This is a genomic window from Tardiphaga sp. (assembly GCF_044340795.1).
Lineage (GTDB): Bacteria > Pseudomonadota > Alphaproteobacteria > Rhizobiales > Xanthobacteraceae > Tardiphaga.
Genome location: NZ_JBIISY010000077.1, coordinates 1 through 25,965, shown reverse-complemented (window position 1 = coordinate 25,965; position 25,965 = coordinate 1). Strand labels below are relative to the sequence as shown.

Below are 25,965 nucleotides of genomic sequence, written 5' to 3'. Positions count from 1 at the left end.
ACCTGCCAGAAGCGCGAATTGTCCGGATAGTTCGGCACGCCTTCGAACATCAGCGTGGTCGCGCCATTGGCCAGCGGCCCGTACAGAATATAGCTGTGGCCGGTGACCCAGCCGACATCGGCCGTGCACCAGTAGATGTCGCCCTCGTGATAGTCGAACACATATTGATGCGTCATTGACGCGAACAGGAGATAGCCGCCGGTGGTGTGCAGCACGCCCTTCGGCGTGCCGGTGGAGCCGGATGTGTAGAGGATGAACAGCGGATCTTCCGCATTCATGTCCTCGCAGGGACATTCGGCGGTGACCATCTCGGCTGCTTCGCGGTACCAGAAGTCGCGCGCCGGATCCATGTCGACCGGCGTGCCGGTGTGCTTCACCACAACGACCCAATCGACACCGCCGGCCTTGACCACGGCTGCATCGACATTCTTCTTCAGCGGCACTTTCTTGCCGCCGCGCAGGCCTTCGTCCGCGGTGATGATGATCTTGGACTGGCAGTCGGTGATGCGCTGCGCCAGCGAATCCGGCGAGAAGCCGGCGAACACGACGGAATGGATCGCGCCGATCCGCGCGCAGGCGAGCATCGCATAGGCGGCTTCCGGAATCATCGGCAGATAGATGGTGACGCGGTCGCCCTTGCCGACATTCCGGTTGCGCAACACATTTGCCATCCTGGCCACTTCGTCATGCAGCTCCTGATAGGTGATGTGCTTCGACTTCGACGGATCGTCGCCTTCCCAGATGATCGCGGTCTGGTTGGCGCGCTTCGGCAGGTGACGGTCGATGCAGTTATAGGCGGCATTGAGCACGCCATCCTCGAACCATTTGATCGAGATATTGCCCGGCGCATAGGAGGTGTTTTCGATCTTCGTGGGCGCGTGGCTCCAGTCAAGGCGTTTCGCCTGTTCGGCCCAGAAGCCATTGCTGTCGCTGATCGAGCGCGCATACATCTCCTTGTATTTCGCGTCATCGAGATAGGCCCGCGAGGTCCATTCGCTCGGTACGTCGTAAATCTTGTCGGACATCGTCCCCTCCACTCACTCTCGCAGCCACAGAAACAGTCCTGCGCCGCAAGCCGTTTCTCGTTCGATGTTCCAATTATGCGTCGGGGCGGGTGGACCAAACAAGGTCGCCGCGTCTCACCCTTTCGTCGGTTGCAATACCTATCCGGCGAACGCGACGCAGGAACGAAAATCCGCTGATTCGCATTATCGCGACGGAAGGTGAGGACGAGAAAGTACCTAAAGCCATGATGGAGCAACAGAATTTTACGGCGACCCGCGGTGCGACAACGCGCTCGGCGCTGGCAGCGGCCAAGTTGCTGGCGGGCAAGCTGGCAGCGCAGCAACCGAAACTGCGGGGCAAGAGCACGGTCAAGGCGCTGGCACGCGAGCTCGGCCTCACCATCGGTGATCAGTCCGAACTGACCATCCGCCGCCGCAAGAGCGGCAAGGCTTACAGTTTCATTCGCGAGAACGGGACGCGCATCCGTCATGCGGGCACCATCCGCCGGTTGAACGCGATGGCGGTGCCTCCCGCTTATGTGGATGTGCGCTATGCCGTCGATCCCAACCTGCATCTCCAGGCCGTCGGCCGCGACGCCGCGGGGCGGCTGCAATATCGCTATCACGCCGATTGGGAGAAGGTGCGGGAGCATCGCAAGGCGAATCGCCTGGCGCGACTGGTGAATGCCCTGCCGAAAATCCGCCGCAGCGTCTCGCAACATCTTGCCGGCGAGGAGCCGACCCGCGAATTCGCGCTGGCGGCCGTGATCGAACTCGTCACCCGCACCGCGATCCGAGCCGGCAATGAGAGCTACATGAAGCTCTCCGGCACCCGCGGCGCCACCACGCTGATGAAGTCGAATGTGCAGATCGACGGCAAATGCGTCGTGCTGTCCTTCAAGGCCAAGGGCGGCAAGGCCGTGCGCAAGGAATGCGATGCGACGAAGCTCGTGCGCGCCATCGGCATCCTGCACGAAGTGCCGGGTCGCCGCCTGTTCCAGTACACCGACAAGGTCGGCCGCATTCACAAAGTGAATACGGCGGCAGTGAACGCCTTCCTGCGCGACATAGCCGGCATCAAGATCTCGCTGAAGGATTTTCGCACGCTGATGGCTTCGGCGACGGTGGTCGAGACGCTGGCGAATATCGAACCGGCGAAGTCGGCGCGCGGCCGCAAGAAACAGGTTCTGGACGCGGTGCGTTCAGCTGCCGATGAGCTGTCGAACACAGCCACGATCTGCCGCAAGAGCTATGTCCACGGCACCATCGTGACGGCATTCGAGAACGGGGCACTGGCGCGGATCGCCGCGAAACAGAGCGGCTATCGCTCGCAGTCGAAGCGCGAGCAGCTCTTGGCGCAGGTGGTAGCGGAGGCTGGCTAGCGCTAAGCCAGCGTCCACACCGCCGTGTTCTTGATCTCCGCATCCTCGAGATCCCGCGTCACCGGCACCTTGTATTCCGCCAGTTTCCGCAGCTTGTCCTTCGGCAGGTAACTCCGTCCGGGATCACCGATCAGCACGGTGGTGCCGCGCGCGGCTTGGCCTGAGAGAAATGCGTAAGCCCGTTCCGCCGTATCGCGCTCATAGAAAATATCACCGGCGAGGATCGTCTGCGCCTCAGGGGCCACAGAGTCGCCAAGCAGATCATCGCTGCGTGCTTCGACAACAACACCATTGTCTGTCGCATTGATCCCGATCGCCACGCGCGCGAAGGCATCGATATCGTAACCGATCACGCGCGTTGCGCCCGCTTTCATTGCCGCGATCGCCACCAGTCCCGATCCGGAAGCGAGATCGAGTACCGTGTGCCCGGCAACGTGCTCCCGATGATCGAGCACATAGCGCGCCAGCGCCTGTCCGCCGGCCCAGGCAAAGGCCCAGAACGGCGGCGGCAGGCCGGCTTCGCCGAGCTCTTCCTCGGTCTTGCTCCACAGCGGCACGGCTTCATCCGCCACATGCAGCGAGATTTCCGGTACCAGCGGCACGGGGAGCAGGCGCGTATTGGCGCGGATGAATCCGGCGGGATCGATAATCGCAGGCTTGGTGCCCGCGCTCACAGCCCGCCCATCTTGCAGAGCAGCTTCCATTCCTCGGCCGTGATCGGCGGCACCGATAGGCGGGACTGCTTGATGATCGCGACATTGGCGAGCTTCGGCTCGGCCTTGATCGTGGCCAGCGACACCGGCTTCGGCAGGTCCTGCACGGCCTTGACGTCGACGCAGACCCATGGCGTGCCCGGCTCGGCGGTGGGGTCGGGGTGATACTCCTTGACGATCTCGGCGATGCCCACGATCTCCTTGCCGATATTGGAGTGATAGAAGAAGGCGCGGTCGCCCTTCTTCATCTTCATCATGTTCAGCTTGGCGGTGTGGTTGCGGATGCCGGTCCATTCGGTGCCCTTGGCACCGGCTGCCTTCTGCTCGTCCCACGACCAGGCGTCGGGCTCTGATTTGATCAGCCAGTATTGCATCGTCTAACCTTCTGCCTTGAACGGCCGCGTCAGCAGGCCCTCGATCACCTGATCGACGCTCAAACTGCCATCGAGAATCATCGCCACCGCTTTCGCCACCGGCATATCGATATTGCTGGCCTCGGCCAGCTCGATCAGCACCGGCGCGGTGAAGGCGCCTTCGGCGAGCTTGCCCGCCGGAGGCGCTTCGCCGCGGCCGAGCGCGACACCCAGCGAAAAATTTCGCGATTGCGCGCTGGAGCAGCTGAGAATGAGATCGCCGAGGCCGGACAGGCCGGAAATCGTCTCGGCCCGTGCACCGCAGGCCACGCCGAGGCGCAGCAATTCGCTGAAGCCGCGCGTGGTGAGCGCCGCCAGCGCCGATGCACCGAGTTCGCGGCCCACGACGATGCCCGCTGCGATCGCCAGCACATTCTTCGCCGCGCCGCCGATCTCGACACCGCGTACGTCGGTGGAGTGATAGGGCCGGAACGTCGCCGAGCCCAGCGCCTGCACGAGCCTGATCGCCACGTCTTCATCGGCGCAAGCCAGCGTGACTGCGGTTGGCAGACCGGCCGCGACATCGTCGGCGAAGTTCGGGCCGGACAGAATCGCCGGCAACACGTCCGGCGCGACCTCGGCGATCACCTCGGTCATGAATTTGTGCGAGCCCTGCTCGATGCCCTTGGCGCAGGCAACGACGGGCTTGCCGGCCGTCAGCAATGGCGCGATCGCCGTCAGAGCCTCGCGCAATTGCTGCGAGGGCACGGCGAGCAGGATGATATCGGCGCGCGCGGCCAGCGCGAGGTCCGATGTCACGAACACGGCGTCATCGATGCCTGCACTCGGCAGCCGCGGATTGCTGCGCGAGGTCTGCATCATCTCCGCGGCGGCCGGCGAACGCGCATAGAGCACGACGTCACGGCCCGCGCGTGCGGCGACATCGGCGAGCGCGGTGCCATAGGCCCCGGCGCCGATCACTGCGATGGATTGAAACGCGCTCATCGCATCAATATCCCGCACGGCTGTTCTTGTGTCCGGCCGGCGCCTTCGCATCGGCGTCGAGCAGCCAGCGTGCGCGCGGCGCGGCGTCCAGGCCGTCGGAGATGCCGAGCGCCAATCGCTCCGCGCCCGCCCAGGCGATCATCGCGCCATTGTCGGTGCAGAGCGCCGGCGGCGGCAGCAGCAGCACGGTGCCGGCTTTCTTCGCGATTGCTTCCAGCGCGCCGCGGATGGCCTGGTTGGAGGCCACGCCACCCGCGGCCACCAGCGCCTGCGGCGGCCCGAAGCGTTCGGTGAAAATGCGCAAGCCCACCTTCAGCCGATCGGCGGTCGAGGCGAGCACGGCCGCCTGAAAACCGGCGCAGAGATCGGCGATATCCTGCTCCTCCAGCGGCAACAGGCGCGAGGCTTCATTGCGAACGGCCGTCTTCAGTCCCGAGAGCGAAAAGTTCGGCTCCGGTCGCCCGACCATCGGCCGCGGAAAATCGAACCGCGTCGGATCGCCCCTAGCCGCGGCGCGTTCCACCTGCGGCCCGCCGGGATAGGGCAGGCCGAGCATCTTCGCCACCTTGTCGAAGGCTTCGCCCATGGCGTCATCGACGGTGGTGCCGAGCCGCACATACTCGCCGACCCCGAGCACGGCGACGATCTGGGTATGCCCGCCGGACACCAGGAACAGGCAATAAGGGAATGCCAGCGGCTCGGTGAGACGCGGCGTCAGTGCATGGGCTTCGAGATGGTTCACCGCGATGAGCGGCGTGTCATGCACCATGGCGATGGCCTTGGCCGTGGTGAGCCCCACGATCACCCCGCCGATCAGCCCCGGGCCCGCCGCCGCTGCCACGCCGGACAGCTCGGCATAGCCGACACCGGCTTCGGCCATGGCGCGGTCGATCAGTCCGTCGAGCAGGTCCACATGGGCGCGCGCGGCGATTTCCGGCACCACGCCGCCATAGGGCGCGTGGTCGCTGATTTGGGAATGCACGATATTGGAGAGGATGCGGCCGCTGCCATCCGGCTGCCGTTCGATCACGGCGGCTGCGGTCTCGTCGCAGGTCGTCTCGATCCCCAGCACCAGCATCGGTTGGTCGGCGGTCACGCTTGGTCCTTGCATTGTCTCGGAAATATGGGCTCTTGCTGCCCTTCGCCTAGCACTCTGGGGTCGCAAGGTGCAATCACTCCTCGCCGGGAGCCCTTTCATGGCCATTCTCGTCACCCGCCCGCAGCCGGACAATGCCCGCACCACCGCCGCCTTGCGCGATCAGGGCTATGTGGCTCTCTCGGCGCCGATGCTCCGGTTCGAAAAGGTGCTGTTTTCGCTGGATGCGGACGCCGATTTCGGTGCCGTGATCGTGACCTCGGCCAATGCCCTGCGTGGCCTCGCCGATCAGCCGGCGGCCAGCCGCCTGTTCCGCCTGCCTGTCTTCGCCGTCGGCGACCGCACCGCGCAGGCGGCACAGGATGCGGGTTTTCGCGATGTCATCTCCGCCGGGGGCGACGCCCATGACCTGCGCGCGCTGCTGACGGCGCGGGCGCAGGCCGTGAAACCGCTGCTCTATCTCGCGGGCGCCGACCTCTCCCGCGATCTTGCTGCCGAGCTGGGGACACGTGGTTTTGAAGTGGTCACCCACACGACCTATCGCATGGCGCCGGTGGCAGACCTCCCCGATGACGTGACCACCGCCTTCGCCGCCGGCCAGATCGCGGCTGTCCTGCATTATTCCCGCCGTAGCGCCCGCGCCTTCTTCAAGGCCGCTGGCCTGGCCGGTGTCGAGATTTCCGCTCTGGCGATCCCGCATCTCGGCCTGTCCGACGCGGTGGCGAAAATCGCCCATGACGCCGGTGCGACAAAAGTCATGGCCGCGGCCACGCCGGACGAAGACGCCTTATTCGCGGCGCTGGCCCGTGCCATCCCGCCAAATGCGCGCTAAAACCGGTGTTAACAGAGAGGCCACCCAATCTCTGCTAAGGGGGCTGTGTGACTCACGAGGGACTGCATCATGGCCGATGACAATGAGACGGGATCGGTTCCCAATGCCGGCCGACCCAAGCGCCAGCCGCCGACCCTCGAACTCGCTGCCACCAATGTGACAGAACGGCCCAAAGCGAGCGAAGAGCCCGCCGCGCCTGCGCCCGATGCACCTCCGGACGCGGTGCAGCCCGACACGTCCGATCACGATACGTCGCCCTCCGACATGCCGCCTTTTGCCGCCGCGGAGCCTGCTGTCGAGGAACCTGCCGCTGCATCGCCGCCGCGCGAAAAATCCGCGCTGGTGCTGCCCATCGCCGCCGGTGCCGTGGCTGGTGCCGTCGTGGCCGGTGCCGCATGGATCGCGCTCACCAACATGACGCCGGCAGACACCTCCGCGCGTGATGAACTGGCAACGCGCGTCACCCAGCTCGAAGCCCGCCCGCTGCCGAAGCCGGATACCAGCCTCGCCACCCGCATCGACGGGCTGGAAAAATCCATCGCCGCCCTGCGCAGTGATCTCGCTGCGGCGAAGACGCAATCGGATCGTGCCGCGGCCGAGATCAACACGCTGAAATCCGCGCCGCGTCCCGCAGCCGCAGCGGTGGTCGATCTCGCGCCGATCACCGAGCGTCTGAATGCGATCGAACGCACGGCCGGTGACCTGAAAACCTCGGCCGATCAGCAGAGCGCAAAGCCCGTCGATGATCCCGCCTTGCGCCGGACCGTCGCCGCCTCGCTGCTCGATACGTCCGTGCGGCAGAGCGAGCCCTATGCGGCTGCCCTCGCAGCGGTCAAACCGCTCGCCGCCGATCCCGCCTTGCTCAAGCCGCTCGATGCCTTCGCCGCCGCCGGCGTGCCGAGCGATGCCGTGCTGAGCCGCGAATTACTCGCGTTGCTGCCAAAACTCACGCCGGCGCAAGCCGAAACGGCCTCGTCGAACACCGGCTTCCTCGATCGCCTGCAGGCCGGTGCCGCAAAGCTCGTGCGCATCGAGCGCACCGATACTGCTGGCAGCGGCAGTCACGGCGCCATCGCACGCGCCACCGCCGCGGCCCGCAGCAACGATGTCGCCGCCGCCAAGCGTGAATTGCTGACCCTCACGGCGGTTGATCGCGCCGCCGTGCAGCCCTGGCTCGACAGGCTCGCCGCGCGCGATGCGGCGCTGGCCGCTTCCCGTCAATTCGCAGCCGACGCCATGGCGGCGCTCTCCAAACCAGCGCCGTGAGTGCCCGATGATCCCTATCGTTGCCTTCCTCATCCTGATCGCGCTTCTGGCCTTCGGCGCCGCCTGGGTCGCCGACCAGACCGGCGATGTCGTCCTCTCCTGGGGCGGCTGGACGCTTTCGACCTCGCTGCCGGTCTTCGTGCTGGTGCTCGGTCTCGTCATCCTCGCCGGCATGCTGCTGGTGTGGTTGGTCTTCAGCGTCTGGCGGGCGCCGGCGCGCTATCGCCTTCACCGCCGCAACAAGCGCCAGCTGCGCGGGCGCCATGCCATCACGCAGGGCCTGCTCGCCATCGGCCAGGGCGATAGCGCAGTGGCCAAACGCCATGCCGGCGTGGCGAAGCGCCTGTCTTCGGATGATCCGCTCGCGCTGCTGCTGCATGCCCAATCCGCCCAGCTCGACGGCGACCGCGCCGGCGCGCATCGCGCATTTCAGGCGATGGCGGAGCGGCAGGATACGCGCCTGCTCGGCCTGCGCGGCCTGTTCATCGAGGCCCAGCGCAGCGATGATCCGCACAGCGCCGTGGCGCTGGCCGAAGAAGCATTGAAGCTCGCGCCGAATTCGACCTGGGCCTCGCAGGCCGTGCTCGGTTTCCGCTGCGCCCAGTCGGACTGGACCGGCGCGCTGAAGATTCTCGATGCCAATCTGTCCTCCGGCCTGATCGACCGCGTCGCCTATCGTCGCCAGCGCGGCGTGCTGCTCACTGCGCGTGCGCTCGATGCCGAAACGAAGGATCGCGATCTCTCGCGGGACAGCACCATGGAAGCGATCCGTCTCGCTCCGACCCTGATCCCCGCGGCCGTGCTGGCAGCGCGGTTCCAGAGCGAGGCGCATCAGATCCGCCGCGCCATGAAGATCATCGAGGCCGGCTGGCTGGCGCAGCCGCATCCCGATCTCGCCGACGCCTATGCCCATGTGAAACTCGGCGATTCCGCGCGTCAGCGCCTGGTCCGCGTCGAGACGCTGGCGTCGAAGGTGCCCGGCCATGTGGAAGGCGCGCTGGCCATCGCCCGCGCCGCCATCGACGCCGCCGAATTCGGCAAGGCCCGCGACGCCCTCGCCCCCTTCATCGCCGAGCCGACCCAGCGCACCGCCATGCTGATGGCCGAGCTGGAGCGCACCGAACATGGCGACAGCGGCCGCGCCCGCGCCTGGACCCTGCGCGCCGTCCGCGCCCGCCATGATCCGGTCTGGACGGCGGATGGCTATGTCTCCGAGCGCTGGCGCCCGGTGTCGCCGGTCACCGGCCGCATCGATGCCTTCCAGTGGCAGGAGCCGCTGGCCGCTTTGCCATCGAGCGATGCCGACCCCCTGGCCTCGCTGGAAGCCGAAATCTTGCGCGAAACCGTGCTGGCGCCGCCGATGCCGCACCCGGTGGTTCAGCCATTGGCCGAGCCCGTCCCGGCCACGCCCATCACCGAAAAACCGCCCGAGCCGATCCTGACGCCCGCCGCGCCGGCCGAGCCCGATCCGGAACCGGTGACCGAGGCCCCGCCCGCCGACGCCTCGCCACCGCCCAAATCCGAGCCTGCCCCGGTCCCGCTGTTCCGCGAACGCGCCGACCTCGCCAAGAGCGCCAGGCCGGCAGTGCCGATTCCGGCCGTCATCCCCATCACCCGCGCCCCGGACGATCCGGGCGTCGACGAGGAAGACCCCTATCGCGACGAATTCGCCGAATTGAACGGTGGCCAGCAGCAAGGCGGCTGGCGCGGCTTCATGCGCCGCTGGGGCGGCTGACCCCAAGCTGCGCTTTTCGTATCCGGCAGCCCTTCCGCGCCTTGCAAAACCGGGGTGCGGACGATATCAGAGGCCTCATCGCGACCGGCTGCCCAGCCGAATCGCGACCATGGTTCGCCGCAATAGCTCAGTTGGTAGAGCACGTCATTCGTAATGACGGGGTCACAGGTTCGAGTCCTGTTTGCGGCACCAGCCAAGCCCTCGATGCGCCGCTCAGGGCCCTTGGACTTAATTCCACCTGCCCGCAAATCGCGCCACACAGCACCGGTCATGGATCGATCTGGACCGGTCATGGATCGATCTGGCGTTTGCATTCCTGAATGAAATTGCGGACGGTCGCTGCGCTTTCGCCTCGTCGGAGCGAAACGGCCAGCCGGGCGATCGGGCTTTTTCCAGCCAATGTACGGAATACGATGCCGGGCACCTGCATGCAGCGCATGCATTCGGGAACCAGCGAAACGCCGAGCCCGGTCGCGACAAGGTTGATCACCGAACCGATCTGCGGGGCCATCTGGCCGAGGCTGGGTTCAAATCCGGCGCTGCGGCAGGCCGCATAGATCTCGTCGTGCAAAATCGGGCCGGCTGCGGGCGGCAGCAGGATGAAGGGCTCCTCCTTCAGGACGGCAAGTTTGATCGTTTCGGATTTCGACAGCGGATGATCGGCCGGCAGGACGGCGACCATCGCCTCCGACACCAGCAGGCGCTCCTGCAGGTCGGCGCTGCCGGATGCGCCGGGGCGCAGGAACACCACGTCGTACGAGCCGTCCTTGACGCCCTCGATCAGCCGCGGCGTGTTGGCTTCCTCAAGACTGAGATCGACCTCGGGATAGGTGCGGCGAAACGAGCGGATGGTCGCCGCCACCACCGGGTTAAACGCTGCAGAGCCGGTATAGCCCACCCGCAACGAGCCGACCTCGCCGCGGGCCGCCCGCTGCGCATCACGCGCCGCCCGCTGGATCTGCCCCGGCACATTCTGGACCGCCGCCAGGAAGGCCAGGCCCGCTTCGGTCAGGAAAGTGCCGTTCGGCGCACGCGAGAACAGCCGCGCCCCGACCATCTCTTCGAGATCGCGGATCTGCCGGCTGAATGGCGGCTGCTGGATGCCGCTCCGCTCGGCGGCGCGGGTGAAATGCTTCTCCTCCGCCAGAGCCAGGAAGTAGTTCACGTGTCGCAGCTCGATCATCATGCCTGAAAGGTATCAAGAAAGCGCTTTCCATATATTGGACCTCTGACAAATGTCATGTCAACTTTCTGACAGGCGCAAAGAGGCGCCGCCATCGCATCCCTCGGACATCCCTTGAGCGTCCTTTGGGCCTGCCACCGTGCTGGAGCTTCGATGTCGGAACGATTGATCAGTGATCTCGGTGGAAAGCCGGCCGGCGATATCCCGCGTGACGAGCGCCGCCAGTTGTTCTGGGAAAAGCAGCTCATCGCCGTCGTTAATCTGCTGTCCGCAAAACTGGACATCACGCTCGATGAATTCCGTCGCGCCGTCGAGGAGATGGCACCCGAAGACTACGCCAAATCCTATCTCTACGGTCGCCGCCTCGATGGCTGGCTGCGCCTGTTGATCGAACGCGGGACCATCGATGCGGAGGAGCATCGCGCCCGTACGCAGCAGATTCTCGCCAGCGGTTCGCGCGATCATGTCTTTTGATCCACCACTTTATGCGCCGGGCGCCCGCGTGCGGATCGTCGATCTCGCCAAAACCGGCCATGTGCGCGTCCCTCACTACGCGCGCGAGAAAGTCGGCGTCGTCGAGCGCTATGGTGGCACCTATGAAAATCCCGAAGACCGCGCCTATGGCCGTGGTCGCGGCACGGCGGTGCGCCTCTATCGCGTCCGGCTCAGGCAGCAGGATCTCTGGCCGGATTACGCGGGCGACCCGACCGACACGCTGGAGCTCGAAGTCTATGACCACTGGCTGCGGCCGGAGCGCGAGCAGGAGGTAAACGATGCCTGATCATCCGCACGACCACGACCATGAGCATGATCACCATCACGATCATCCCCATGATGCTCACGCCGCCAACGAGGATGACGATCTCGAACTGACCGAGCATGAAGCGAAGTTTATCGCGCTCAAGGGCATGCTGATCGAACAGGGCATCCTCACGGCGGACGAGATCCGCGTGCGCCTCGAAAGCAACGAACTGCGCACGCCGCATCAGGCGGCACGGATGGTCGCCAAGGCGTGGGTCGATCCGGACTACCGCGCGCGGATGATGGCGGATGCGAAGAAGGCCGCGATCGAGCTCGGCATTCCCGTTACGGAAGCGGCCCTGGTTGCGCTGGAGAATACGCCTGACATGCACAATGTCGTGGTCTGCACGCTGTGCTCCTGCTACCCGCGCTCGCTGCTCGGCGAGCCACCCGCCTTCTATGTCAGCAAGGCCTACCGGTCGCGTACGGTGCGCGAGCCGCGCAAAGTGCTGCGCGAATTCGGTCTCGATTTTCCCGACACCACTGAAATCCGCGTTCACGACAGCAATGCCGACCTGCGTTACGTCGTCATCCCGCGCCGGCCTGACGGCAGCGAGGGGATGAGCGAAGAGCAACTTGCCGCGCTCGTTTGCCGGGATTCGTTGATCGGCTGCGCCCTTGCGCTCGATCCCGGCCGCGTCGCGGCGGCCGATCCGGAATCACCGCACCATCAGTGATGTTCACGCCAGCAAAGGATCATGACCATGTCGGATACGACCAATCTCGTGAAGCCAAGTGAACGCAATTACGGTCTCGAACATGTCGCGATCGGCGTCGATGTGCGGGTGTCGGCGCAGACCTTCGAGGGCGACCAGTGTGTGCCCTGGCATCGGCATACGGAAATCACCGACACATTCTTCTGCCTCGAAGGCGTCGGTCGCATCCAGATCAAAGGTCGGAGCGAAGACGCTTTGGTCGCCGTCGGCGAGCGCTTCGACGTGACGCCGGGTCTCGAACATCGGGTGTCGTCAGCCGACGGCAAGCGATGCCGCATGATCCTGGTCCAGGGCGTCGGCAAGGCCGATTTCATTCGCGGATCCCAGTCGTAACCCATCGCGCTCCCGCGCGAGGGAGACATCGATCACAGCACGAGAATGACATTTCATGAAATATATTGGTGCCCTCTCCGCCCTGCTGCTCACCGTCTCTGCATCCGCTGCGATGGCGCAGCAGCCCTATCCCAACAAGCCCGTCCGGGTGATCGTGCCTTATGCGGCGGGCGGTTCGAGCAGCATCTTCACGCGCGCCGTCACCGACAAGCTCGCTGAAAGGCTCGGTCAGTCATTCGTCATCGACAATCGCGGCGGCGCCGGCGGCAATATCGGTGTCGATGTGATCGCGAAGGCGCCGCCTGATGGCTATACGATCGGGCTGGGTGTGATCGCGACACAGGCCATCAATCCGCACATCTATCCGCGCATGCCCTACAATCCGCTGACGGATTTCGAGCCGATCGCCTATCTGGCGGGGACGCCGAATGTCATGGCTGTGAACCCGACGACGGTGAAGGCCAAAACGGTTGCGGAATTCATCGTGGAAGCGAAAGCGTCCAAGCGCCAGTTCGCCATGGCGTCGTCAGGCGTCGGCACGTCGATCCATCTCGCGGGCGAAATGTTCAAGCTCGCCACCGGCGCGCCGATGACGCATGTGCCTTATCGCGGCTCCGCGCAAGCCATCACGGATCTGGTCGCGGGGCAGGTGGATATCGATTTCGATAATTTCCCCTCCTGCATCGAGCAGGTGAAGGCGGGCAATCTGCGCGCACTCGCCGTGACATCCGCGACGCGGGCTCCGCAACTCCCCGACGTGCCGACACTGCAGGAGAGCGGCCTCAAAGGTTTCGATGTCACCGGATGGTTCGCGCTATTCGCGCCGAAAGGCACCCCGCGTGAAATCGTCATGAAGCTGAATACCGAGATCAACCAGATCCTTCAGACGAAGGAAGTGCAGGACCAGTTCGCTGTGTTCGGTGGCGACATTCGTCTCATGACGCCGGAGCAACTGGGCGAGTTCGTCAAGACCGAGCACGAGAAATGGGGGCGCGTGGTCAAAGAAGCGGGTGTGAAGATCGAATGAGCCGACGCGCGACGCTCATCGGTCATCAGCCAGAGTCGGACGGACGACAAATGCCTCATGAATGGGACGCCTATATCGACGCAATGGCATCGGCTCTCGACCTTCGGATCGAACCTGACTGGCTGCCGGCGATCAGGGCCAATGTCGGCGTGATGGCGATGGCTCGTCTTGTCGATGACTTCAAGCTTCCCGATGACTCCGAACCGGCTAGTATCTATGTCGCTTGATGCTGTTTTCACAGCCGACGGAGAATGGCGTCAGGCGTCTGATATCTCTCGTGCCGTGGCCTCCGGGCACACGACGGCACTCGAGGTCGTTGACGCCGCGTTGGCGCGCATTGAGCGTCACAATCCGGTGCTCAACGCCTTCACCGACATCACGGCGGATCGTGCACGCGCCAAAGCGCGTGCACTTGATGGCGCGATCGCAAAAGGCGAGAGCGTTGGCCCGCTGGCCGGCGTCCCCTTTGCGGTCAAGAACCTGTTCGATATCGAAGGTGTCGTGACGCGGGCGGGGTCGAAGATCAATCGCGACGGCCAGCCGGCTGGGCGCGACGCCGCTTTGGTGCAGCGGATGGAAGCGGCAGGGGCTGTGCTCGTCGGCGCGCTGAACATGGGCGAATACGCCTATGACTTCACCGGCGAGAATATCCACGACGGTTCCTCGCGGAATCCGCATGACGTCACACGGATGACCGGCGGTTCGTCGGGCGGCTCGGGTGGTGCAGTCGGCGGCGCGCTTGTGCCGATTGCGCTTGGGTCGGACACCAATGGATCAATCCGGGTCCCTGCGTCCTTCTGTGGCATATTTGGTTTGAAGCCCACTTACGGGCGGCTGTCGCGCGCGCGCACATTTCCGTTCGTGCCGAGCCTCGATCATCTCGGTCCCTTCGCCCGCCGCGTCGAGGATCTCGCCTGCGCCTATGATGCCATGCAAGGTTCGGATCTCGACGACGCAGCCTGCGCTGCACGCCCTGTCGAACACGTGTCGTCGCTGATCGCAAAGGGCATCGACGGATTGCGGATTGCCACGGCCGGCGGATATTTCCAGACCAACCTGACCCCGGAGGCGAAAGAAGCCGTTGCCGCCATCGCAGACGCGCTCGGCGCAACCGCTGTTGCGGAATTTCCCGAGGCCGATCGTGCGAGAGCCGCAGCATTCTTGATCTCCACAGTGGAGGGGGCTTCGCTGCATCTCGATCGCTTGCGCAGTCGCGCCGCGGATTTCGATCCTGCTGTGCGTGACCGGTTGTTCGCGGGCGCCATGGTGCCGGCTGCACTGGTGGACCGGGCCCAGAAATTCCGGCGCTGGTATCGCGACAGGGTCCTGGACGTTTTCCGCGATGTCGATGTGATCGTTGCGCCGGCGACGCCGTTTACTGCGCCGACGCTGGGTCAGGCGACATGCGAACTCGACGGGGTCGAGCGGCCGGTGCGAACCAGTATCGGCCTCCACACGCAGCCGATCTCCTTCATCGGCTTGCCCGTCGTCGTCGTTCCGGTACCGCGCGCGCCGATGCCCATCGGCGTGCAGATCATCACGGCGCCTTGGCGCGAAGATATCGGCCTGCGCGTCGCCTGGCACCTGCAGCAGGCGGGCGCGATCGCAGCGCCACGCGCAAGGGGATCCTAAAATGGATATCGATCTGCCCGAGGTCGTCGCTGAGGTGAGCGCAGCCTTCCAGCGATATGAGCAGGCTTTGACGTCGAACGACGTCGCGGTTCTGGGAGAGCTGTTTCGCGTCGATCCGCGAACGATCCGGTACGGGATCGGGGAAAACCTCTATGGACATGCGGAAATCCAGGCCTTTCGCGGCGCCCGTTCGCCGGTCGGCCTGATGCGCCGTCTCGAGCGGACGGTGATCACTGCTTATGGGCACGATACGGCCGTGGCATCGACGCTGTTCTATCGCGACACCGTTCCCGGCAAAGTGGGGCGCCAGATGCAGACCTGGATCCGCTTTGCCGAGGGCTGGCGCATCGTGGCGGCCTCCGTCAGCCTGATCGACGAGGCCTGACTGCCGTTAGAGCGGGATGATGTCTCGGGGCGGCCGCGTTTCGCATAATCGGGCGGCGGATTTGGGCGATGCTTTGACCTTGCGGGCCTTAGCCCCTATTTTGGGGTACAAATTCCGTATCTTAGCCCCTGAGCCTCCCATGACCGCCTCGCTGAAAGCCATCGACGGATCGGCCGATCTGCCGGTTCTGATGAACGACCTCGCCGCCCGCGCCCGCGTGGCGGCCCGGGCGCTCGCGGTGGCGCCAACGGAGCAGAAAAATCGCGCGCTGGCGGCCATGGAAGCGGCGATCCGGGCCGGATCGGCTTTGATCCTGGCGGCCAATGCCGAGGATGTGGCCGAAGTCCGTGCCAATGGCGCGACATCGGCCTTCATCGACCGGCTGACCCTGACCGACGCGCGGGTGCAGGCGATGGCGGATGGCATCCGTGTCATTCATGACATCACCGACCCTGTCGGCCATGTCTCCGAACGCTGGCAGCGGCCGAATGGCATGACCATCGAGCGCGTGCGGGTGCCGCTCGGCGTCGTCGGCGTGATCTTCGAAAGCCGGCCGAATGTGGCGGCCGATGCCGGCGTGCTGTGCCTGAAGTCGGGCAATGCGGTGATTTTGCGCGGCGGCTCCGACAGCTTCCGCTCCTGCCGCGCCATCCATGAATGCCTCGTGCAGGGCCTGCGCGAAGCGGGCCTGCCGGAAGCGGCGATCTCGCTGGTGCCGACGCGCGACCGCGCGGCGGTGGGGCTGATGCTCACCGGCCTGAATGGCGGCATCGACGTGATCGTGCCGCGCGGTGGCAAGAGCCTGGTGGCGCGCGTCGAGGCGGAAGCGCGCGTGCCGGTGTTCGCGCATCTCGAAGGCGTCAATCACGTCTATGTGGACCGTGGCGCCAAGCTCGATATGGCGAAGGCGATCGTGCTGAATGCGAAAATGCGCCGGCCTGGCGTCTGCGGCGCGACGGAAACGCTGCTGGTGGACAAGGCGGTGGTCGGCACGCATCTGAAGCCGCTGGTCGACATGCTGATCGAGGCCGGCTGCGAAGTGCGCGGCGACGACGCCGTGCAGCAGGCGGATGCGCGCGTGAAGGCTGCGACGGCCGAGGATTGGGACACCGAATACGAAGATGCGATCATTTCCGCGCGCGTGGTCGATGGTCTCGACGATGCGCTGACGCATATCCATGCGCATTCCTCGCATCACACCGATGCGGTGGTGACCGAGGATGATGCGGTGGCGATGCGCTTCCTTAACGAGGTCGATTCGGCCATCGTGCTGCATAACGCCTCGACGCAATTCGCCGATGGCGGCGAGTTCGGCTTTGGCGCCGAGATCGGCATCGCCACCGGCAAATTCCACGCCCGCGGCCCCGTCGGCGCAGAGCAGCTCACGAGCTTCAAATATCGCGTCCACGGCACCGGGCAGACGCGGCCGTGAGTGATCGCCTGCGGGCGCCGCGATCACCGGTCTTCATGCACGGCTTTCCGCCGGTCGCGCCCGGTTTGCGAATCGGGCTGCTCGGCGGATCGTTCAATCCGCCCCATGCCGCCCATCGCGCCGCCACCCTGTTCGCCATGAAGCGGCTGGAGCTGGATTTCGTCTGGTGGCTGGTGTCCCCCGGCAATCCGCTCAAGGATCGCAGCAACCTCCATGACCTGTCCGAGCGCGCCGAGGCGGCGGCGAGGGTAGCCGACCACCCGCGGATCGTGGTGAGCTGTCTCGAAAGCGTCATTGGCACGCGCTATACCGTCGACACCGTCACTTTTCTGCACCGGCGATGCTCGCAAGCACGATTCGTCTGGATCATGGGAGCCGACAATCTCGCCCAGTTTCACCGCTGGGGGCGCTGGCGGCAGATTGCCGGGCTCGTCCCGATTGCCGCCATCGACCGCGCCTCGTCCAATCCGGCATCGCAAGGATGCCGCGCTTTGGCCGCAAGGGCGCCGCACGCTCTGGCGCGTTTTCGTCGTCCGGAGCGCGATTCCAGATCATTGGCCGAGCAGAATCCGCCCGCCTGGACCTTCCTGACTGGCCTGAAGCTGACCATGTCGTCCACCCGGCTGCGGAACCCGGACGGAAGCTGGAAAAGCTGAGTCCCCCTGCAACCACGAGACGTGCTAGTATGGTCGCGTGCTGGACGACTGAGTCCGGCGAACCCATATGCGTATTCGATTCACCGGGCGCCGGATTGGCGGTCCCTCACTGAAAGGAATGGTCACCTGGCCACCTCATCGTCCAAGACTTCAATGTCTAAGACGGGCGCTTCCAAAAAGGCGTCGTCAAAAGCCGCCGCTTCCACCGATAAGAAGGCTTCGGTGAAGTCCGCTTCCGCCAAGAAGGCTCCGGCTGAAAAAGCTGCGGCCGACAAGGCTCCGAAGAAGGCACCAGCCAAAAAGGCTGCTGTGCCGAAAAAGGCCGCCGCTCCGAAAGCTGCCAAGGCGAAGTCCGAAAAGTCCACCGTCGCCAAGGCCGTGATCGCCAAGAAGGCCGCGCCGAAGAAGGCTGCTGCCGCCGAGGCCGTGCGTGACAGCGCTGCGGAGACTCTGAAGCTGGTGCTGGGCCGCCTCGAGGACATGAAGGCGGAAGAGACCGTCACCATCGACCTGCGCGGCAAGTCGGCATTTTCGGACTATCTGGTGGTGACGACGGGGCGGTCGAACCGCCATGTCTCCTCGATCGCGGAGAATGTCACGAAGGGCCTGAAGGAAGCCGGGCAGAAGAAGCTGCATGTGGAAGGCATGACCAATGCCGACTGGGTGCTGGTCGACACAGGCGAAGTGATTTTGCATGTGTTCAGGCCGGAAGTCCGCGAATTCTACAACATCGAACGTCTGTGGGCGCAGAACACCCAGGACGAACAGCGGGTGAGTTTGAAGGCCGTCTGAATCTGTAGCCCGGATGGAGCGTAGCGAAATCCGGGACCAGCAAAGTTAACTGAAACGCCGGTCCCCGGATTGCGCTGCGCTCCATCCGGGCTACGGTGATTTCATGCATCTCCTTGTCATTTCCATCGGCAAGCTCAAGCAAGGTCCCGAGCGCGAGCTGGCCGAGCGTTACCGTGAACGGTTCGACGATATCGGCCGCAAGCTCGGTTTCCGCAGCCTGAGTGTTCATGAAATTCCGGAAAGCCGGGCGCGCGACACGGCGACCCGGATGGCCGAGGAAGGGACGGCCATCGCCGCCCTGATCCCGGAAAAAGCGATCCTCGTCACCATGGACGAGCGCGGCTCCAGCATTGATAGCGCCAGCTTCGCGCGCCATCTTGGCAGGGCACGGGACGAATCGGTGTCACATTATGTTTTTGTCATCGGCGGCGCGGACGGACTTTCGCCCGAATTGCGGCGCAAAGCCAAACTCAGCATTGCCTTCGGCTCGGCGACATGGCCGCACCAGATGGTTCGCGTCATGCTTTTGGAACAGATCTACCGGGCTGCCACGATTCTCGCTGGCCACCCCTATCATCGCGTGTAAAGGCGCTTTCGAAACTTTGATGCTGTCGCTGCGGCCCTCTCACCGTGACTTCGGACGACGTGCCACGTCGTTTCCGGCCCTGCTGCTGTCGGCGGGTCTGGCCGGCATCGGCGTGGAATCGGCCAAAGCGCAAACGACGCCGGCAGCTCCGCCACAGCAGGAAGCGGCGGCACCATCGACCGATCTCATTCGCCAGCGTGAGCAGGAATTGCAGGCCGCACGCGAGCAGCAGCAGAAGGCTGCAGAATTGCAGGCCAAGCTGAAGGCCGACATCGCGGCGATCGGCCAGGATCGCGGCAAGCTCAATCAGCAACTGATCGATATCGCGGCGCGTGTGCGCGGCGTCGAAACCAAGATCGACGATGCCGAGGGACGCTTGCGCCCCCTCGATGCGCGCGAGCGCGAAATCCGCACCTCGCTGGATTCGCGGCGCGGTGAAATTGCGGAAGTCCTGGCTGCGCTTCAGCGCGCCGGCCGCCGCGCGCCGCCGGCGCTTCTGGTGCGGCCCGAAGATGCGTTGCAGTCGCTGCGCACCGCGATGCTGCTAGGCTCTGTCGTGCCGGACATGCGCGTGCGTGCTGAAAAGCTCGTTGCCGATCTCGGCGAGCTGGTAAATCTGCGCAAGGCGATCTCGACCGAGCGCGATCAGCTCGCCGTCGATCGCGACAAGCTCAGGGAAGAGCAGACCCGTCTGACCTCCTTCACCGGCGAGCGGCAGCGCCAGCTCGCGGCCGTCGAGAAGGACATCGATGCGGAGAACGCGCGGGCGATCGCGCTGGCGCGGCAGGTCGACAGCCTGCAAGGGCTCGTCGCCAAGATGGAGCAGGAATCCAAGGCGGCGGCCAAGGCGACCCAGACCGCCAACCTGCAAGGTGCGCCGGCCGATCTCGCCAACGGCAAGCCGAATGTCGAAGCGCTGAAGAATGCCGGTCGCATGGCACCGGCGATCGCCTTCGCCTCGGCCAAGGGCATGCTGGCGATGCCGGTGAACGGCATCCGGCTGCGGAACTATGGCGTCGCGGACGGTGTTGGTGGCGCGGAAAAAGGCATCTCGGTGGCCGCGCGTGCGGGTGCACAGGTCACAACCCCGTGTGATGGCTGGGTGGTCTATTCCGGACCCTTCCGCAGCTATGGACAACTCTTGATCCTCAATGCCGGGGGCGGATATCATGTCCTGATCGCCGGGATGGAGCGTATTTCGGTGAACATTGGTCAGTTCGTGCTGGCCGGGGAACCCATCGCGGTGATGGGATCGACATCCCGGATGGCCTCGGTATTCGCGACCAATGCCAGCCAACCGGTTCTGTATATTGAGTTCCGTAAAGACGGCACTCCAATTGATCCTGGCCCCTGGTGGGCCGCTAACGAAGGCGAGAAGGTTCGCGGATGATGCGCAAGACTTCCATAATTCTGCTGAGTGCTGCGACCGGTGCCGCCCTGACGCTGTTCGTCACGCAGCCTCGCGCCGTGTTCATGGGCACGAGCGCCCGCGCCGCCACCTCCGACACCTATCGTCAGCTGAACCTGTTCGGCGATGTGTTCGAGCGCGTCCGCAGCGACTATGTCGAGAAGCCGGACGACAGCAAGATGATCGAATCCGCGATCTCCGGCATGCTCACCGGCCTCGATCCGCATTCCAGCTACATGGACGCCAAGAGCTTCCGTGACATGCAGGTGCAGACCCGCGGTGAATTCGGCGGTCTCGGTATCGAGGTCACCATGGAAGACGGCCTGATCAAGGTGGTGTCGCCGATCGACGATACTCCGGCATCCAAGGCCGGCATCATGGCCAATGACATCATCAGCAATCTCGACGACGAAGCGGTGCAGGGCCTGACCCTGAACCAGGCCGTCGAAAAGATGCGTGGTCCGGTCAACACCAAGATCAAGCTGAAGATCATCCGCAAGGGCGCCGATGCGCCGCTCGACGTCACGCTGGTGCGCGACAATATTCGCGTCCGCTCGGTGCGTGCGCGTGTGGAGTCGGATGACATCGCCTATATCCGCGTCACCACCTTCAACGAGCAGACCACTGAAGGCCTGAAGCGCGAGATCGCGGCGCAGACCGCGGCGATCGGCGCCGACAAGGTGAAGGGCTACATCATCGACCTCCGCAACAATCCGGGCGGCCTGCTGGAAGAAGCGGTCACCGTGTCGGATGCGTTCCTCGATCGCGGCGAGATCGTCTCGACCCGCGGCCGCAATGCCGAGGAAACCCAGCGCCGCACGGCGCATACGGGCGACCTCACCAAGGGCAAGCCGGTGGTGGTGCTGATCAATGGCGGTTCGGCCTCGGCGTCGGAAATCGTCGCCGGCGCATTGCAGGACCACAAGCGCGCGACCATTCTCGGCACGCGCTCGTTCGGCAAGGGCTCGGTGCAGACCATCATCCCGCTCGGTTCGGGCAATGGCGCGCTGCGTCTCACCACGGCGCGCTATTACACGCCGTCGGGCAAGTCGATCCAGGCCAAGGGCATCGTGCCGGATATCGAGATCGTGCAGGACGTGCCGGATGAGCTGAAGTCGCGCACCGACACCAAGGGCGAGGCCTCGCTGCGTGGCCATCTGAAGAACGATGGCGACGAGAAGACCGGTTCGCAGTCCTACGTGCCGCCGGATGCCAAGAACGACAAGGCGCTGAAGGCTGCTGCGGATCTGCTGCACGGCATCAAGGTGACCTCGAATGCCGCGGTCACCCAGCCGGAAGTGAAGGCTGCGCAGGGCGAGAAGCCGGCTGGTGACAAGCCTGCCAATGAGAACAAGGCTGGCGACAAGCCCGCCGAGACCTCGGGCAACAAGCCGGCGGCGAAGTAAAGCCGATAGGATAAGAAGAAGGGCGGCCTCTGGGGGCCGCCCTTTTTGTTTGAGGAACTGTGCCGTAGGGCGGATTAGCGAAGCGTAATCCGCCGGCCGAGTTAGCGGCTGAAACTCCGCGGCGGATTACGGCTTCGCCTAATCCGTCCTACGGTCGGGGCCTACTTGAACGCGATCGATCCTGCGACCTTCTCGATCGCCGGGCGCAGTTCGCTGTTGCGATCCGCCGCGAAGAACGACACCAACCGCACGAAATGCCCTTTCGGGCCAGTCGCAAAATACTGCACGAACCGCTTGTTCTCGCCGGCCTTGCCTTCCAGCAACACGCCGTCGCTGCTGCCGCCGAACGAGACTTTCTTTTCGGTGTCGATCTCAGCGGATTCCATTTCCCGCGTCTGCTTCAGCAGCGTCTTCGCAACGACGGCGGGATCGATGCCGGTCACCGGTCCGCCACTCACCTGTGACGAGACGATCAGAAGCGGCTGCTCGCCTTTGGGATCGACATTCTTCTCGCCCACGGTCATGGCCACGCCGGTGCCGCCCATCGTGTCGAGTACGCGGAACGGCGCCGATGGCGCCACCTTGAACGGCAGGCTTGCCAGCTTGTCGCTTTCGGACGGTGGTGCACCGAGCGACACTGTCTTCAGCATCGCCTTGATGGCGGCATCGTCGAGTTTTGCGGCCGGCATGGCCTGCACCGTGATCATCACCGTGCGGCTGCCCTGCGCCAGTGCGACCCATTTGGCGAGTTTGGTGCCGGCAGCCGTCTGCGTGCCGCTGGCGAGGAAAGCCTCGCCCGATGCGGTCGGCACCTTGTCCAGCGTCGCGACATCGATGCCCTTCTGCTTGAAGCCGGCGCGCACCGTGTCGAGATTGCCGAACAGCGCGGAGAGCTGTGGCCAGGCTTCCGGTGGCAGTTCGGCGATCAGGATACTGGATTTGGTTTTCTCGTCGGCAAAGCCGGCAAAATCCTTGGCGGGCGCAAAGCCGGCTGGGGGCGTCATGGTCACCGTGGTGCCGTTCACGCGCTGCGGTGTCTGTGCGGCGGCATCAAGCGGCATCAAGCCGCAGGCTGCGAGGCAGGAGAGAACGACAACGGTTCGGCGGATGGCATTTGCGCTCATCATCTTTCCTTCGTTTCAAATGTCAGTGCGTGGTTGTCGCCCTGAACACCGATGCGGTTCTGTTGTCATACAAAAAAGCCTGCCGTCATTTGATGACGACAGGCTCTTTTACTCTACGCTTACTCAACGCTACTCGAACGCAACGCTACTGAACCTGGAAGATCAGAAACGCGATACGCTGTTCTTCTTACATCACCTCGGCGACGACCTTGCCGACGCCGCGGCTGGTCAGCCCGATGGCGCTGGCTGCGCCCTTGGACAGATCGAGCACGCGGCCTTTGATGAACGGGCCACGGTCATTGACGGTGACGACGACGCTGCGGCCGCCATGGGTCACGCGCAGCTTGGTGCCGAATGGCAGCGAACGATGCGCGGCAGTCATGGCATTCTGGTTGAAGCGTGCGCCGGAAGCGGTCTTGTTGCCGGCTTCGTTGCCATAGAACGATGCCACGCCGGAGAAGCTGCGACCGCCGGTGCGGACGGGGGCGGCAACCTCCGGCAGGAACGGGCCGATCGACGCATTGGCTTCGAATGGGTTGGTCTCCGCCGCAGACTTCTTGGCGACGTGATGATGGTGATGCTTGTGGTGATGGCGGTGCTTGGACTTGGCCGAAGCTTCCGAAACCGTTCCCCCAAGAGCGACACTGGCGGCAATCAGAGCGACCGCCATGCGCGGCTGGGCAACCAGACCCAGCGCCGACTTTCCGTAACGCAGCATAAATCTTAGTCCTCAGACAGTATTGCCACAAATGTGGCAAGTGGACCCCCGTCCCAATTCGACTGGAGCTGCGTTTGACGACGTATTGAGGCGTAAACTAGGCAAACAATTCGTTCCGTTTCACGTTGAAATATCTTGTGATGGAACAGATCATGGCTAACGATAGCCGTTAATGATTTTTTAACTGAAGTGATTACGTTCAATTACTTGGCTATACTGTATATCCAAGTGATAGTTGGGCCAAAGAAGAATTCGTTAAGTAATTGTGAATGCGCTGTCATGCAGCCGGACGGATGCGAGGCGTCCGGGCCTTGGGCGGACTGGGCGACCGGCAGGCCCGTTGCTGCACACCGCCATGTGAATTGCCATGGCCGCAGAAATCGACTCACCTGCCGCAATGCGGAATTCAGATCCCGCGATTTTCAAGTGCGCCGAAACACGCCACGTCGACCCCTGAAATTTCGTCGCGCGGTTCTCTGAAACGATTCTTCGCTGTTGCCTGCGACAAGGCATCATCAAACGCTTTCGTCGCGTTGCATGGCCGTGCGCGCCATGCTAGCAAAGCCGCGATTTGAACGGGCGGGGGCGCTCTGCCGCTGCCTGAAGAATCGAAGTCCCGCTTGAATTCCAAGGACTTGGACCGCCAGGCGCCACCTTTTCGGCGATGGTTTTCCCCTTGCGAATTTGACAGCCTGAAGAGCACAATTCGTGGCAGCAGAAGATCCGTCGGTTTCGGGAGTGTCCGGTCGTTACGCAACAGCCCTGTTCGAGCTGGCGCGCGACGAAAAATCCGTCGATGCGGTGAAGGCCGATCTCGACAAGTTTGCAGCACTGCTCAACGAGAGCGCGGACCTCGCCCGCCTCGTTCGCAGTCCGGTGTTCACCGCCGATGACCAGCGCAAGGCGCTGGGCGCGGTGCTCGCCAAGGCCGGTATTTCCGGCGTGACAGCCAATCTCCTCAACGTCCTGGTCGCGAACCGTCGCCTGTTCGCCGTCTCGGACGTGATCCGCGCGTTCAATGCGCTGGTCGCGAAGTTCAAGGGTGAAGCCACCGCCGACGTCACCGTCGCCGAGCCGCTCTCGGACAAGAATCTCGACGCCTTGAAGGCCGCACTGAAGTCAGTGACCGGCAAGGATGTCGCGCTCAACGTGAAGGTCGATCCGTCCATCATCGGCGGGCTTGTCGTTAAACTCGGCAGCCGCATGGTCGATAGCTCGCTTCGCACCAAACTCAACTCGATCAAGCACGCGATGAAAGAGGCAGGCTGATGGACATCCGCGCCGCAGAAATTTCCGCAATCCTCAAGGATCAGATCAAGAATTTCGGCCAGGAAGCCGAGGTTTCTGAAGTCGGCCAGGTGCTGTCCGTCGGTGACGGTATCGCCCGCGTTTACGGTCTCGACAATGTTCAGGCCGGTGAAATGGTCGAGTTCGAGAACGGCACGCGCGGCATGGCGCTGAACCTCGAAACCGACAATGTCGGTGTCGTTATTTTCGGTGCCGACCGTGAAATTAAGGAAGGCCAGACCGTCAAGCGTACCCGCGCCATCGTGGACGCGCCGGTCGGCAAGGGTCTGCTCGGCCGCGTGGTCGATGGTCTCGGCAATCCGATCGACGGCAAGGGCCCGATCCAGGCCGACAAGCGCATGCGCGTCGACGTCAAGGCGCCGGGCATCATTCCGCGCAAGTCGGTGCATGAGCCGATGGCGACCGGCCTGAAGTCGATCGACGCCCTCATCCCGGTCGGCCGTGGCCAGCGCGAGCTGATCATCGGTGACCGTCAGACCGGCAAGACCGCGATCGCCCTCGACACCATCCTGAACCAGAAGTCGCTGAACGGCGCCGGCGCTCCCGAGAGCCAGAAGCTGTATTGCGTCTACGTCGCAGTCGGTCAGAAGCGTTCGACCGTTGCCCAGTTCGTGAAGGTGCTCGAAGAGCAGGGCGCGCTGGAATATTCGGTCGTCGTCGCCGCCACCGCGTCGGACCCGGCTCCGATGCAGTACATCGCGCCGTTCACCGGCTGCACCATCGGCGAGTTCTTCCGCGACAACGGCATGCATGCCGTGATCGTGTATGACGACTTGTCGAAGCAGGCCGTGGCCTACCGCCAGATGTCGCTGCTGCTGCGCCGCCCGCCGGGCCGCGAAGCTTATCCGGGCGACGTGTTCTATCTCCACTCGCGTCTCCTCGAGCGCGCTGCGAAGCTGAACGACGAGCAGGGCAATGGCTCGCTGACCGCTCTGCCGGTCATCGAAACCCAGGCCAACGACGTGTCGGCCTACATCCCGACCAACGTGATTTCGATCACCGACGGTCAGATCTTCCTTGAAACCGACCTGTTCTTCCAGGGCATCCGTCCTGCCGTGAACGTCGGTCTGTC

28 protein-coding genes and 1 tRNA gene are annotated in these 25,965 nt (G+C 64.2%); 21 read left to right on the top strand and 8 right to left on the bottom strand.

Annotated features, from left to right (window positions below):
* Positions 1-1,025 (bottom strand): AMP-binding protein (locus ACIQ17_RS14640; RefSeq protein WP_398469776.1); only part of this gene is annotated, 1,025 nt, incomplete at its 3' end.
* A 224-nt stretch (positions 1,026-1,249) separates the two neighbouring features.
* Between ACIQ17_RS14640 and ACIQ17_RS14635 the strand changes: the two genes are divergently transcribed.
* A complete protein-coding gene (locus ACIQ17_RS14635; protein WP_398469775.1) occupies positions 1,250-2,386 on the top strand; it encodes a DNA topoisomerase IB in 1,137 nt (378 codons plus the stop codon).
* A 2-nt stretch (positions 2,387-2,388) separates the two neighbouring features.
* On the opposite strand, the gene ACIQ17_RS14630 is transcribed toward ACIQ17_RS14635, so the two are convergent.
* From ACIQ17_RS14630 to tsaD, 4 genes are read right to left on the bottom strand one after another with little or no spacing between them, the layout of a single operon-like run.
* A complete protein-coding gene (locus ACIQ17_RS14630; protein WP_398469774.1) occupies positions 2,389-3,090 on the bottom strand; it encodes a class I SAM-dependent methyltransferase in 702 nt (233 codons plus the stop codon).
* Complete coding sequence (locus tag ACIQ17_RS14625) at positions 3,057-3,473, bottom strand: EVE domain-containing protein (RefSeq protein ID WP_398469773.1); 417 nt, start codon at positions 3,471-3,473, stop codon at positions 3,057-3,059. The genes ACIQ17_RS14630 and ACIQ17_RS14625 overlap by 34 nt, the downstream gene beginning before the upstream one ends.
* Positions 3,474-3,476: 3 nt before the next feature.
* A complete protein-coding gene (locus ACIQ17_RS14620) occupies positions 3,477-4,457 on the bottom strand; it encodes an NAD(P)H-dependent glycerol-3-phosphate dehydrogenase (RefSeq protein WP_398469772.1) in 981 nt (326 codons plus the stop codon).
* Between the two features lie 4 nt (positions 4,458-4,461).
* Entirely contained in the window at positions 4,462-5,535 is a 1,074-nt protein-coding gene (tsaD, locus tag ACIQ17_RS14615) for a tRNA (adenosine(37)-N6)-threonylcarbamoyltransferase complex transferase subunit TsaD (protein WP_398469779.1), read from the bottom strand.
* Between the two features lie 118 nt (positions 5,536-5,653).
* Here tsaD and ACIQ17_RS14610 point away from each other — a divergent pair, with 118 nt between their 5' ends.
* The 4 genes from ACIQ17_RS14610 to ACIQ17_RS14595 all read left to right on the top strand — a co-directional run bounded on the left by ACIQ17_RS14610 (position 5,654) and on the right by ACIQ17_RS14595 (position 9,578).
* Positions 5,654-6,385, top strand: coding sequence for a uroporphyrinogen-III synthase (locus ACIQ17_RS14610; protein WP_398469771.1), 732 nt, complete (start codon positions 5,654-5,656; stop codon positions 6,383-6,385).
* Between the two features lie 69 nt (positions 6,386-6,454).
* Positions 6,455-7,651 (top strand): COG4223 family protein, encoded by a 1,197-nt coding sequence (locus ACIQ17_RS14605; protein ID WP_398469770.1) that lies wholly within the window; start codon positions 6,455-6,457, stop codon positions 7,649-7,651.
* Between the two features lie 7 nt (positions 7,652-7,658).
* Complete coding sequence (locus tag ACIQ17_RS14600) at positions 7,659-9,386, top strand: heme biosynthesis HemY N-terminal domain-containing protein (protein WP_398469769.1); 1,728 nt, start codon at positions 7,659-7,661, stop codon at positions 9,384-9,386.
* Positions 9,387-9,502: 116 nt separating this feature from the next.
* Positions 9,503-9,578, top strand: a tRNA-Thr gene (locus ACIQ17_RS14595).
* Positions 9,579-9,675: 97 nt separating this feature from the next.
* Here the strand turns inward: ACIQ17_RS14595 and ACIQ17_RS14590 are convergent.
* Positions 9,676-10,572, bottom strand: coding sequence for a LysR family transcriptional regulator (locus ACIQ17_RS14590; RefSeq protein WP_398469768.1), 897 nt, complete (start codon positions 10,570-10,572; stop codon positions 9,676-9,678).
* A gap of 150 nt (positions 10,573-10,722) precedes the next feature.
* Between ACIQ17_RS14590 and ACIQ17_RS14585 the strand changes: the two genes are divergently transcribed.
* The 14 genes from ACIQ17_RS14585 (at position 10,723) to ACIQ17_RS14520 (ending at position 21,743) form a co-directional block, all read left to right on the top strand.
* Positions 10,723-11,043, top strand: coding sequence for a nitrile hydratase (locus ACIQ17_RS14585; RefSeq protein ID WP_398469767.1), 321 nt, complete (start codon positions 10,723-10,725; stop codon positions 11,041-11,043).
* The gene (locus ACIQ17_RS14580; RefSeq protein WP_398469766.1) at positions 11,033-11,350 is read left to right on the top strand and encodes an SH3-like domain-containing protein; all 318 of its coding nucleotides are present in this window, start codon (positions 11,033-11,035) and stop codon (positions 11,348-11,350) included. Before ACIQ17_RS14585 ends, ACIQ17_RS14580 begins: the two co-directional genes overlap by 11 nt.
* Complete coding sequence (locus tag ACIQ17_RS14575; protein WP_398469765.1) at positions 11,343-12,047, top strand: nitrile hydratase subunit alpha; 705 nt, start codon at positions 11,343-11,345, stop codon at positions 12,045-12,047. The genes ACIQ17_RS14580 and ACIQ17_RS14575 overlap by 8 nt, the downstream gene beginning before the upstream one ends.
* 27 nt (positions 12,048-12,074) lie before the next feature.
* A complete protein-coding gene (locus ACIQ17_RS14570; RefSeq protein WP_398469764.1) occupies positions 12,075-12,419 on the top strand; it encodes a cupin domain-containing protein in 345 nt (114 codons plus the stop codon).
* Between the two features lie 55 nt (positions 12,420-12,474).
* On the top strand, positions 12,475-13,446 hold the full coding sequence (locus tag ACIQ17_RS14565; RefSeq protein ID WP_398469763.1) for a Bug family tripartite tricarboxylate transporter substrate binding protein: 972 nt from the start codon (positions 12,475-12,477) through the stop codon (positions 13,444-13,446).
* 50 nt (positions 13,447-13,496) lie between these two features.
* Positions 13,497-13,673, top strand: coding sequence for a DUF4089 domain-containing protein (locus ACIQ17_RS14560; RefSeq protein WP_398469762.1), 177 nt, complete (start codon positions 13,497-13,499; stop codon positions 13,671-13,673).
* A complete protein-coding gene (locus tag ACIQ17_RS14555) occupies positions 13,663-15,078 on the top strand; it encodes an AtzE family amidohydrolase (protein ID WP_398469761.1) in 1,416 nt (471 codons plus the stop codon). Before ACIQ17_RS14560 ends, ACIQ17_RS14555 begins: the two co-directional genes overlap by 11 nt.
* Position 15,079: 1 nt before the next feature.
* On the top strand, positions 15,080-15,463 hold the full coding sequence (gene hpxZ / locus ACIQ17_RS14550; protein ID WP_398469760.1) for an oxalurate catabolism protein HpxZ: 384 nt from the start codon (positions 15,080-15,082) through the stop codon (positions 15,461-15,463).
* A gap of 139 nt (positions 15,464-15,602) precedes the next feature.
* Positions 15,603-16,895 carry a glutamate-5-semialdehyde dehydrogenase gene (locus ACIQ17_RS14545; protein ID WP_398469759.1) on the top strand — a complete coding sequence of 431 codons (1,293 nt, stop codon included), beginning with the start codon at positions 15,603-15,605 and terminating at the stop codon, positions 16,893-16,895.
* Between the two features lie 35 nt (positions 16,896-16,930).
* A complete protein-coding gene (locus tag ACIQ17_RS14540) occupies positions 16,931-17,551 on the top strand; it encodes a nicotinate-nucleotide adenylyltransferase (RefSeq protein ID WP_398469778.1) in 621 nt (206 codons plus the stop codon).
* Positions 17,552-17,977: 426 nt separating this feature from the next.
* Positions 17,978-18,343 carry a ribosome silencing factor gene (gene rsfS / locus ACIQ17_RS14535; RefSeq protein WP_398469777.1) on the top strand — a complete coding sequence of 122 codons (366 nt, stop codon included), beginning with the start codon at positions 17,978-17,980 and terminating at the stop codon, positions 18,341-18,343.
* Positions 18,344-18,446: 103 nt separating this feature from the next.
* The gene (gene rlmH / locus ACIQ17_RS14530; protein WP_398469758.1) at positions 18,447-18,929 is read left to right on the top strand and encodes a 23S rRNA (pseudouridine(1915)-N(3))-methyltransferase RlmH; all 483 of its coding nucleotides are present in this window, start codon (positions 18,447-18,449) and stop codon (positions 18,927-18,929) included.
* A 19-nt stretch (positions 18,930-18,948) separates the two neighbouring features.
* Positions 18,949-20,319 carry a murein hydrolase activator EnvC family protein gene (locus ACIQ17_RS14525; protein WP_398469757.1) on the top strand — a complete coding sequence of 457 codons (1,371 nt, stop codon included), beginning with the start codon at positions 18,949-18,951 and terminating at the stop codon, positions 20,317-20,319.
* Positions 20,316-21,743 carry a S41 family peptidase gene (locus ACIQ17_RS14520; RefSeq protein ID WP_398469756.1) on the top strand — a complete coding sequence of 476 codons (1,428 nt, stop codon included), beginning with the start codon at positions 20,316-20,318 and terminating at the stop codon, positions 21,741-21,743. The genes ACIQ17_RS14525 and ACIQ17_RS14520 overlap by 4 nt, the downstream gene beginning before the upstream one ends.
* 161 nt (positions 21,744-21,904) lie before the next feature.
* Here ACIQ17_RS14520 and ACIQ17_RS14515 read toward each other — a convergent pair whose 3' ends face one another.
* Positions 21,905-22,867, bottom strand: a complete 963-nt coding sequence (locus ACIQ17_RS14515) for a hypothetical protein (RefSeq protein WP_398469755.1) — start codon at positions 22,865-22,867, stop codon at positions 21,905-21,907.
* A 187-nt stretch (positions 22,868-23,054) separates the two neighbouring features.
* Positions 23,055-23,585, bottom strand: a complete 531-nt coding sequence (locus ACIQ17_RS14510) for a septal ring lytic transglycosylase RlpA family protein (RefSeq protein ID WP_398469754.1) — start codon at positions 23,583-23,585, stop codon at positions 23,055-23,057.
* Positions 23,586-24,293: 708 nt separating this feature from the next.
* Between ACIQ17_RS14510 and ACIQ17_RS14505 the strand changes: the two genes are divergently transcribed.
* A complete protein-coding gene (locus ACIQ17_RS14505; RefSeq protein ID WP_398469753.1) occupies positions 24,294-24,854 on the top strand; it encodes a F0F1 ATP synthase subunit delta in 561 nt (186 codons plus the stop codon).
* Positions 24,854-25,965 (top strand): F0F1 ATP synthase subunit alpha (atpA, locus tag ACIQ17_RS14500; RefSeq protein WP_398469752.1); only part of this gene is annotated, 1,112 nt, incomplete at its 3' end. The genes ACIQ17_RS14505 and atpA, both read left to right, overlap by 1 nt.

What these genes read in the sequence shown, in the direction of transcription:
- ACIQ17_RS14575 (WP_398469765.1), top strand. Translation starts at nt 11,343, where the DNA reads ATGCCTGATCATCCGCACGACCACGACCATGAGCATGATCACCATCAC.
- ACIQ17_RS14515 (WP_398469755.1), bottom strand. Translation starts at nt 22,867, where the DNA reads ATGAGCGCAAATGCCATCCGCCGAACCGTTGTCGTTCTCTCCTGCCTC.
- ACIQ17_RS14630 (WP_398469774.1), bottom strand. Translation starts at nt 3,090, where the DNA reads ATGGAAGCTGCTCTGCAAGATGGGCGGGCTGTGAGCGCGGGCACCAAG.
- hpxZ (WP_398469760.1), top strand. Translation starts at nt 15,080, where the DNA reads ATGGATATCGATCTGCCCGAGGTCGTCGCTGAGGTGAGCGCAGCCTTC.
- ACIQ17_RS14555 (WP_398469761.1), top strand. Translation starts at nt 13,663, where the DNA reads ATGTCGCTTGATGCTGTTTTCACAGCCGACGGAGAATGGCGTCAGGCG.
- ACIQ17_RS14625 (WP_398469773.1), bottom strand. Translation starts at nt 3,473, where the DNA reads ATGCAATACTGGCTGATCAAATCAGAGCCCGACGCCTGGTCGTGGGAC.
- ACIQ17_RS14585 (WP_398469767.1), top strand. Translation starts at nt 10,723, where the DNA reads ATGTCGGAACGATTGATCAGTGATCTCGGTGGAAAGCCGGCCGGCGAT.
- ACIQ17_RS14525 (WP_398469757.1), top strand. Translation starts at nt 18,949, where the DNA reads ATGCTGTCGCTGCGGCCCTCTCACCGTGACTTCGGACGACGTGCCACG.
- ACIQ17_RS14600 (WP_398469769.1), top strand. Translation starts at nt 7,659, where the DNA reads ATGATCCCTATCGTTGCCTTCCTCATCCTGATCGCGCTTCTGGCCTTC.
- ACIQ17_RS14605 (WP_398469770.1), top strand. Translation starts at nt 6,455, where the DNA reads ATGGCCGATGACAATGAGACGGGATCGGTTCCCAATGCCGGCCGACCC.
- rlmH (WP_398469758.1), top strand. Translation starts at nt 18,447, where the DNA reads ATGCATCTCCTTGTCATTTCCATCGGCAAGCTCAAGCAAGGTCCCGAG.
- ACIQ17_RS14560 (WP_398469762.1), top strand. Translation starts at nt 13,497, where the DNA reads ATGCCTCATGAATGGGACGCCTATATCGACGCAATGGCATCGGCTCTC.
- tsaD (WP_398469779.1), bottom strand. Translation starts at nt 5,535, where the DNA reads ATGCTGGTGCTGGGGATCGAGACGACCTGCGACGAGACCGCAGCCGCC.
- ACIQ17_RS14620 (WP_398469772.1), bottom strand. Translation starts at nt 4,457, where the DNA reads ATGAGCGCGTTTCAATCCATCGCAGTGATCGGCGCCGGGGCCTATGGC.
- ACIQ17_RS14590 (WP_398469768.1), bottom strand. Translation starts at nt 10,572, where the DNA reads ATGATGATCGAGCTGCGACACGTGAACTACTTCCTGGCTCTGGCGGAG.
- ACIQ17_RS14545 (WP_398469759.1), top strand. Translation starts at nt 15,603, where the DNA reads ATGACCGCCTCGCTGAAAGCCATCGACGGATCGGCCGATCTGCCGGTT.
- ACIQ17_RS14580 (WP_398469766.1), top strand. Translation starts at nt 11,033, where the DNA reads ATGTCTTTTGATCCACCACTTTATGCGCCGGGCGCCCGCGTGCGGATC.
- ACIQ17_RS14570 (WP_398469764.1), top strand. Translation starts at nt 12,075, where the DNA reads ATGTCGGATACGACCAATCTCGTGAAGCCAAGTGAACGCAATTACGGT.
- ACIQ17_RS14540 (WP_398469778.1), top strand. Translation starts at nt 16,931, where the DNA reads ATGCACGGCTTTCCGCCGGTCGCGCCCGGTTTGCGAATCGGGCTGCTC.
- ACIQ17_RS14635 (WP_398469775.1), top strand. Translation starts at nt 1,250, where the DNA reads ATGATGGAGCAACAGAATTTTACGGCGACCCGCGGTGCGACAACGCGC.
- ACIQ17_RS14520 (WP_398469756.1), top strand. Translation starts at nt 20,316, where the DNA reads ATGATGCGCAAGACTTCCATAATTCTGCTGAGTGCTGCGACCGGTGCC.
- ACIQ17_RS14565 (WP_398469763.1), top strand. Translation starts at nt 12,475, where the DNA reads ATGAAATATATTGGTGCCCTCTCCGCCCTGCTGCTCACCGTCTCTGCA.
- ACIQ17_RS14610 (WP_398469771.1), top strand. Translation starts at nt 5,654, where the DNA reads ATGGCCATTCTCGTCACCCGCCCGCAGCCGGACAATGCCCGCACCACC.
- ACIQ17_RS14510 (WP_398469754.1), bottom strand. Translation starts at nt 23,585, where the DNA reads ATGCTGCGTTACGGAAAGTCGGCGCTGGGTCTGGTTGCCCAGCCGCGC.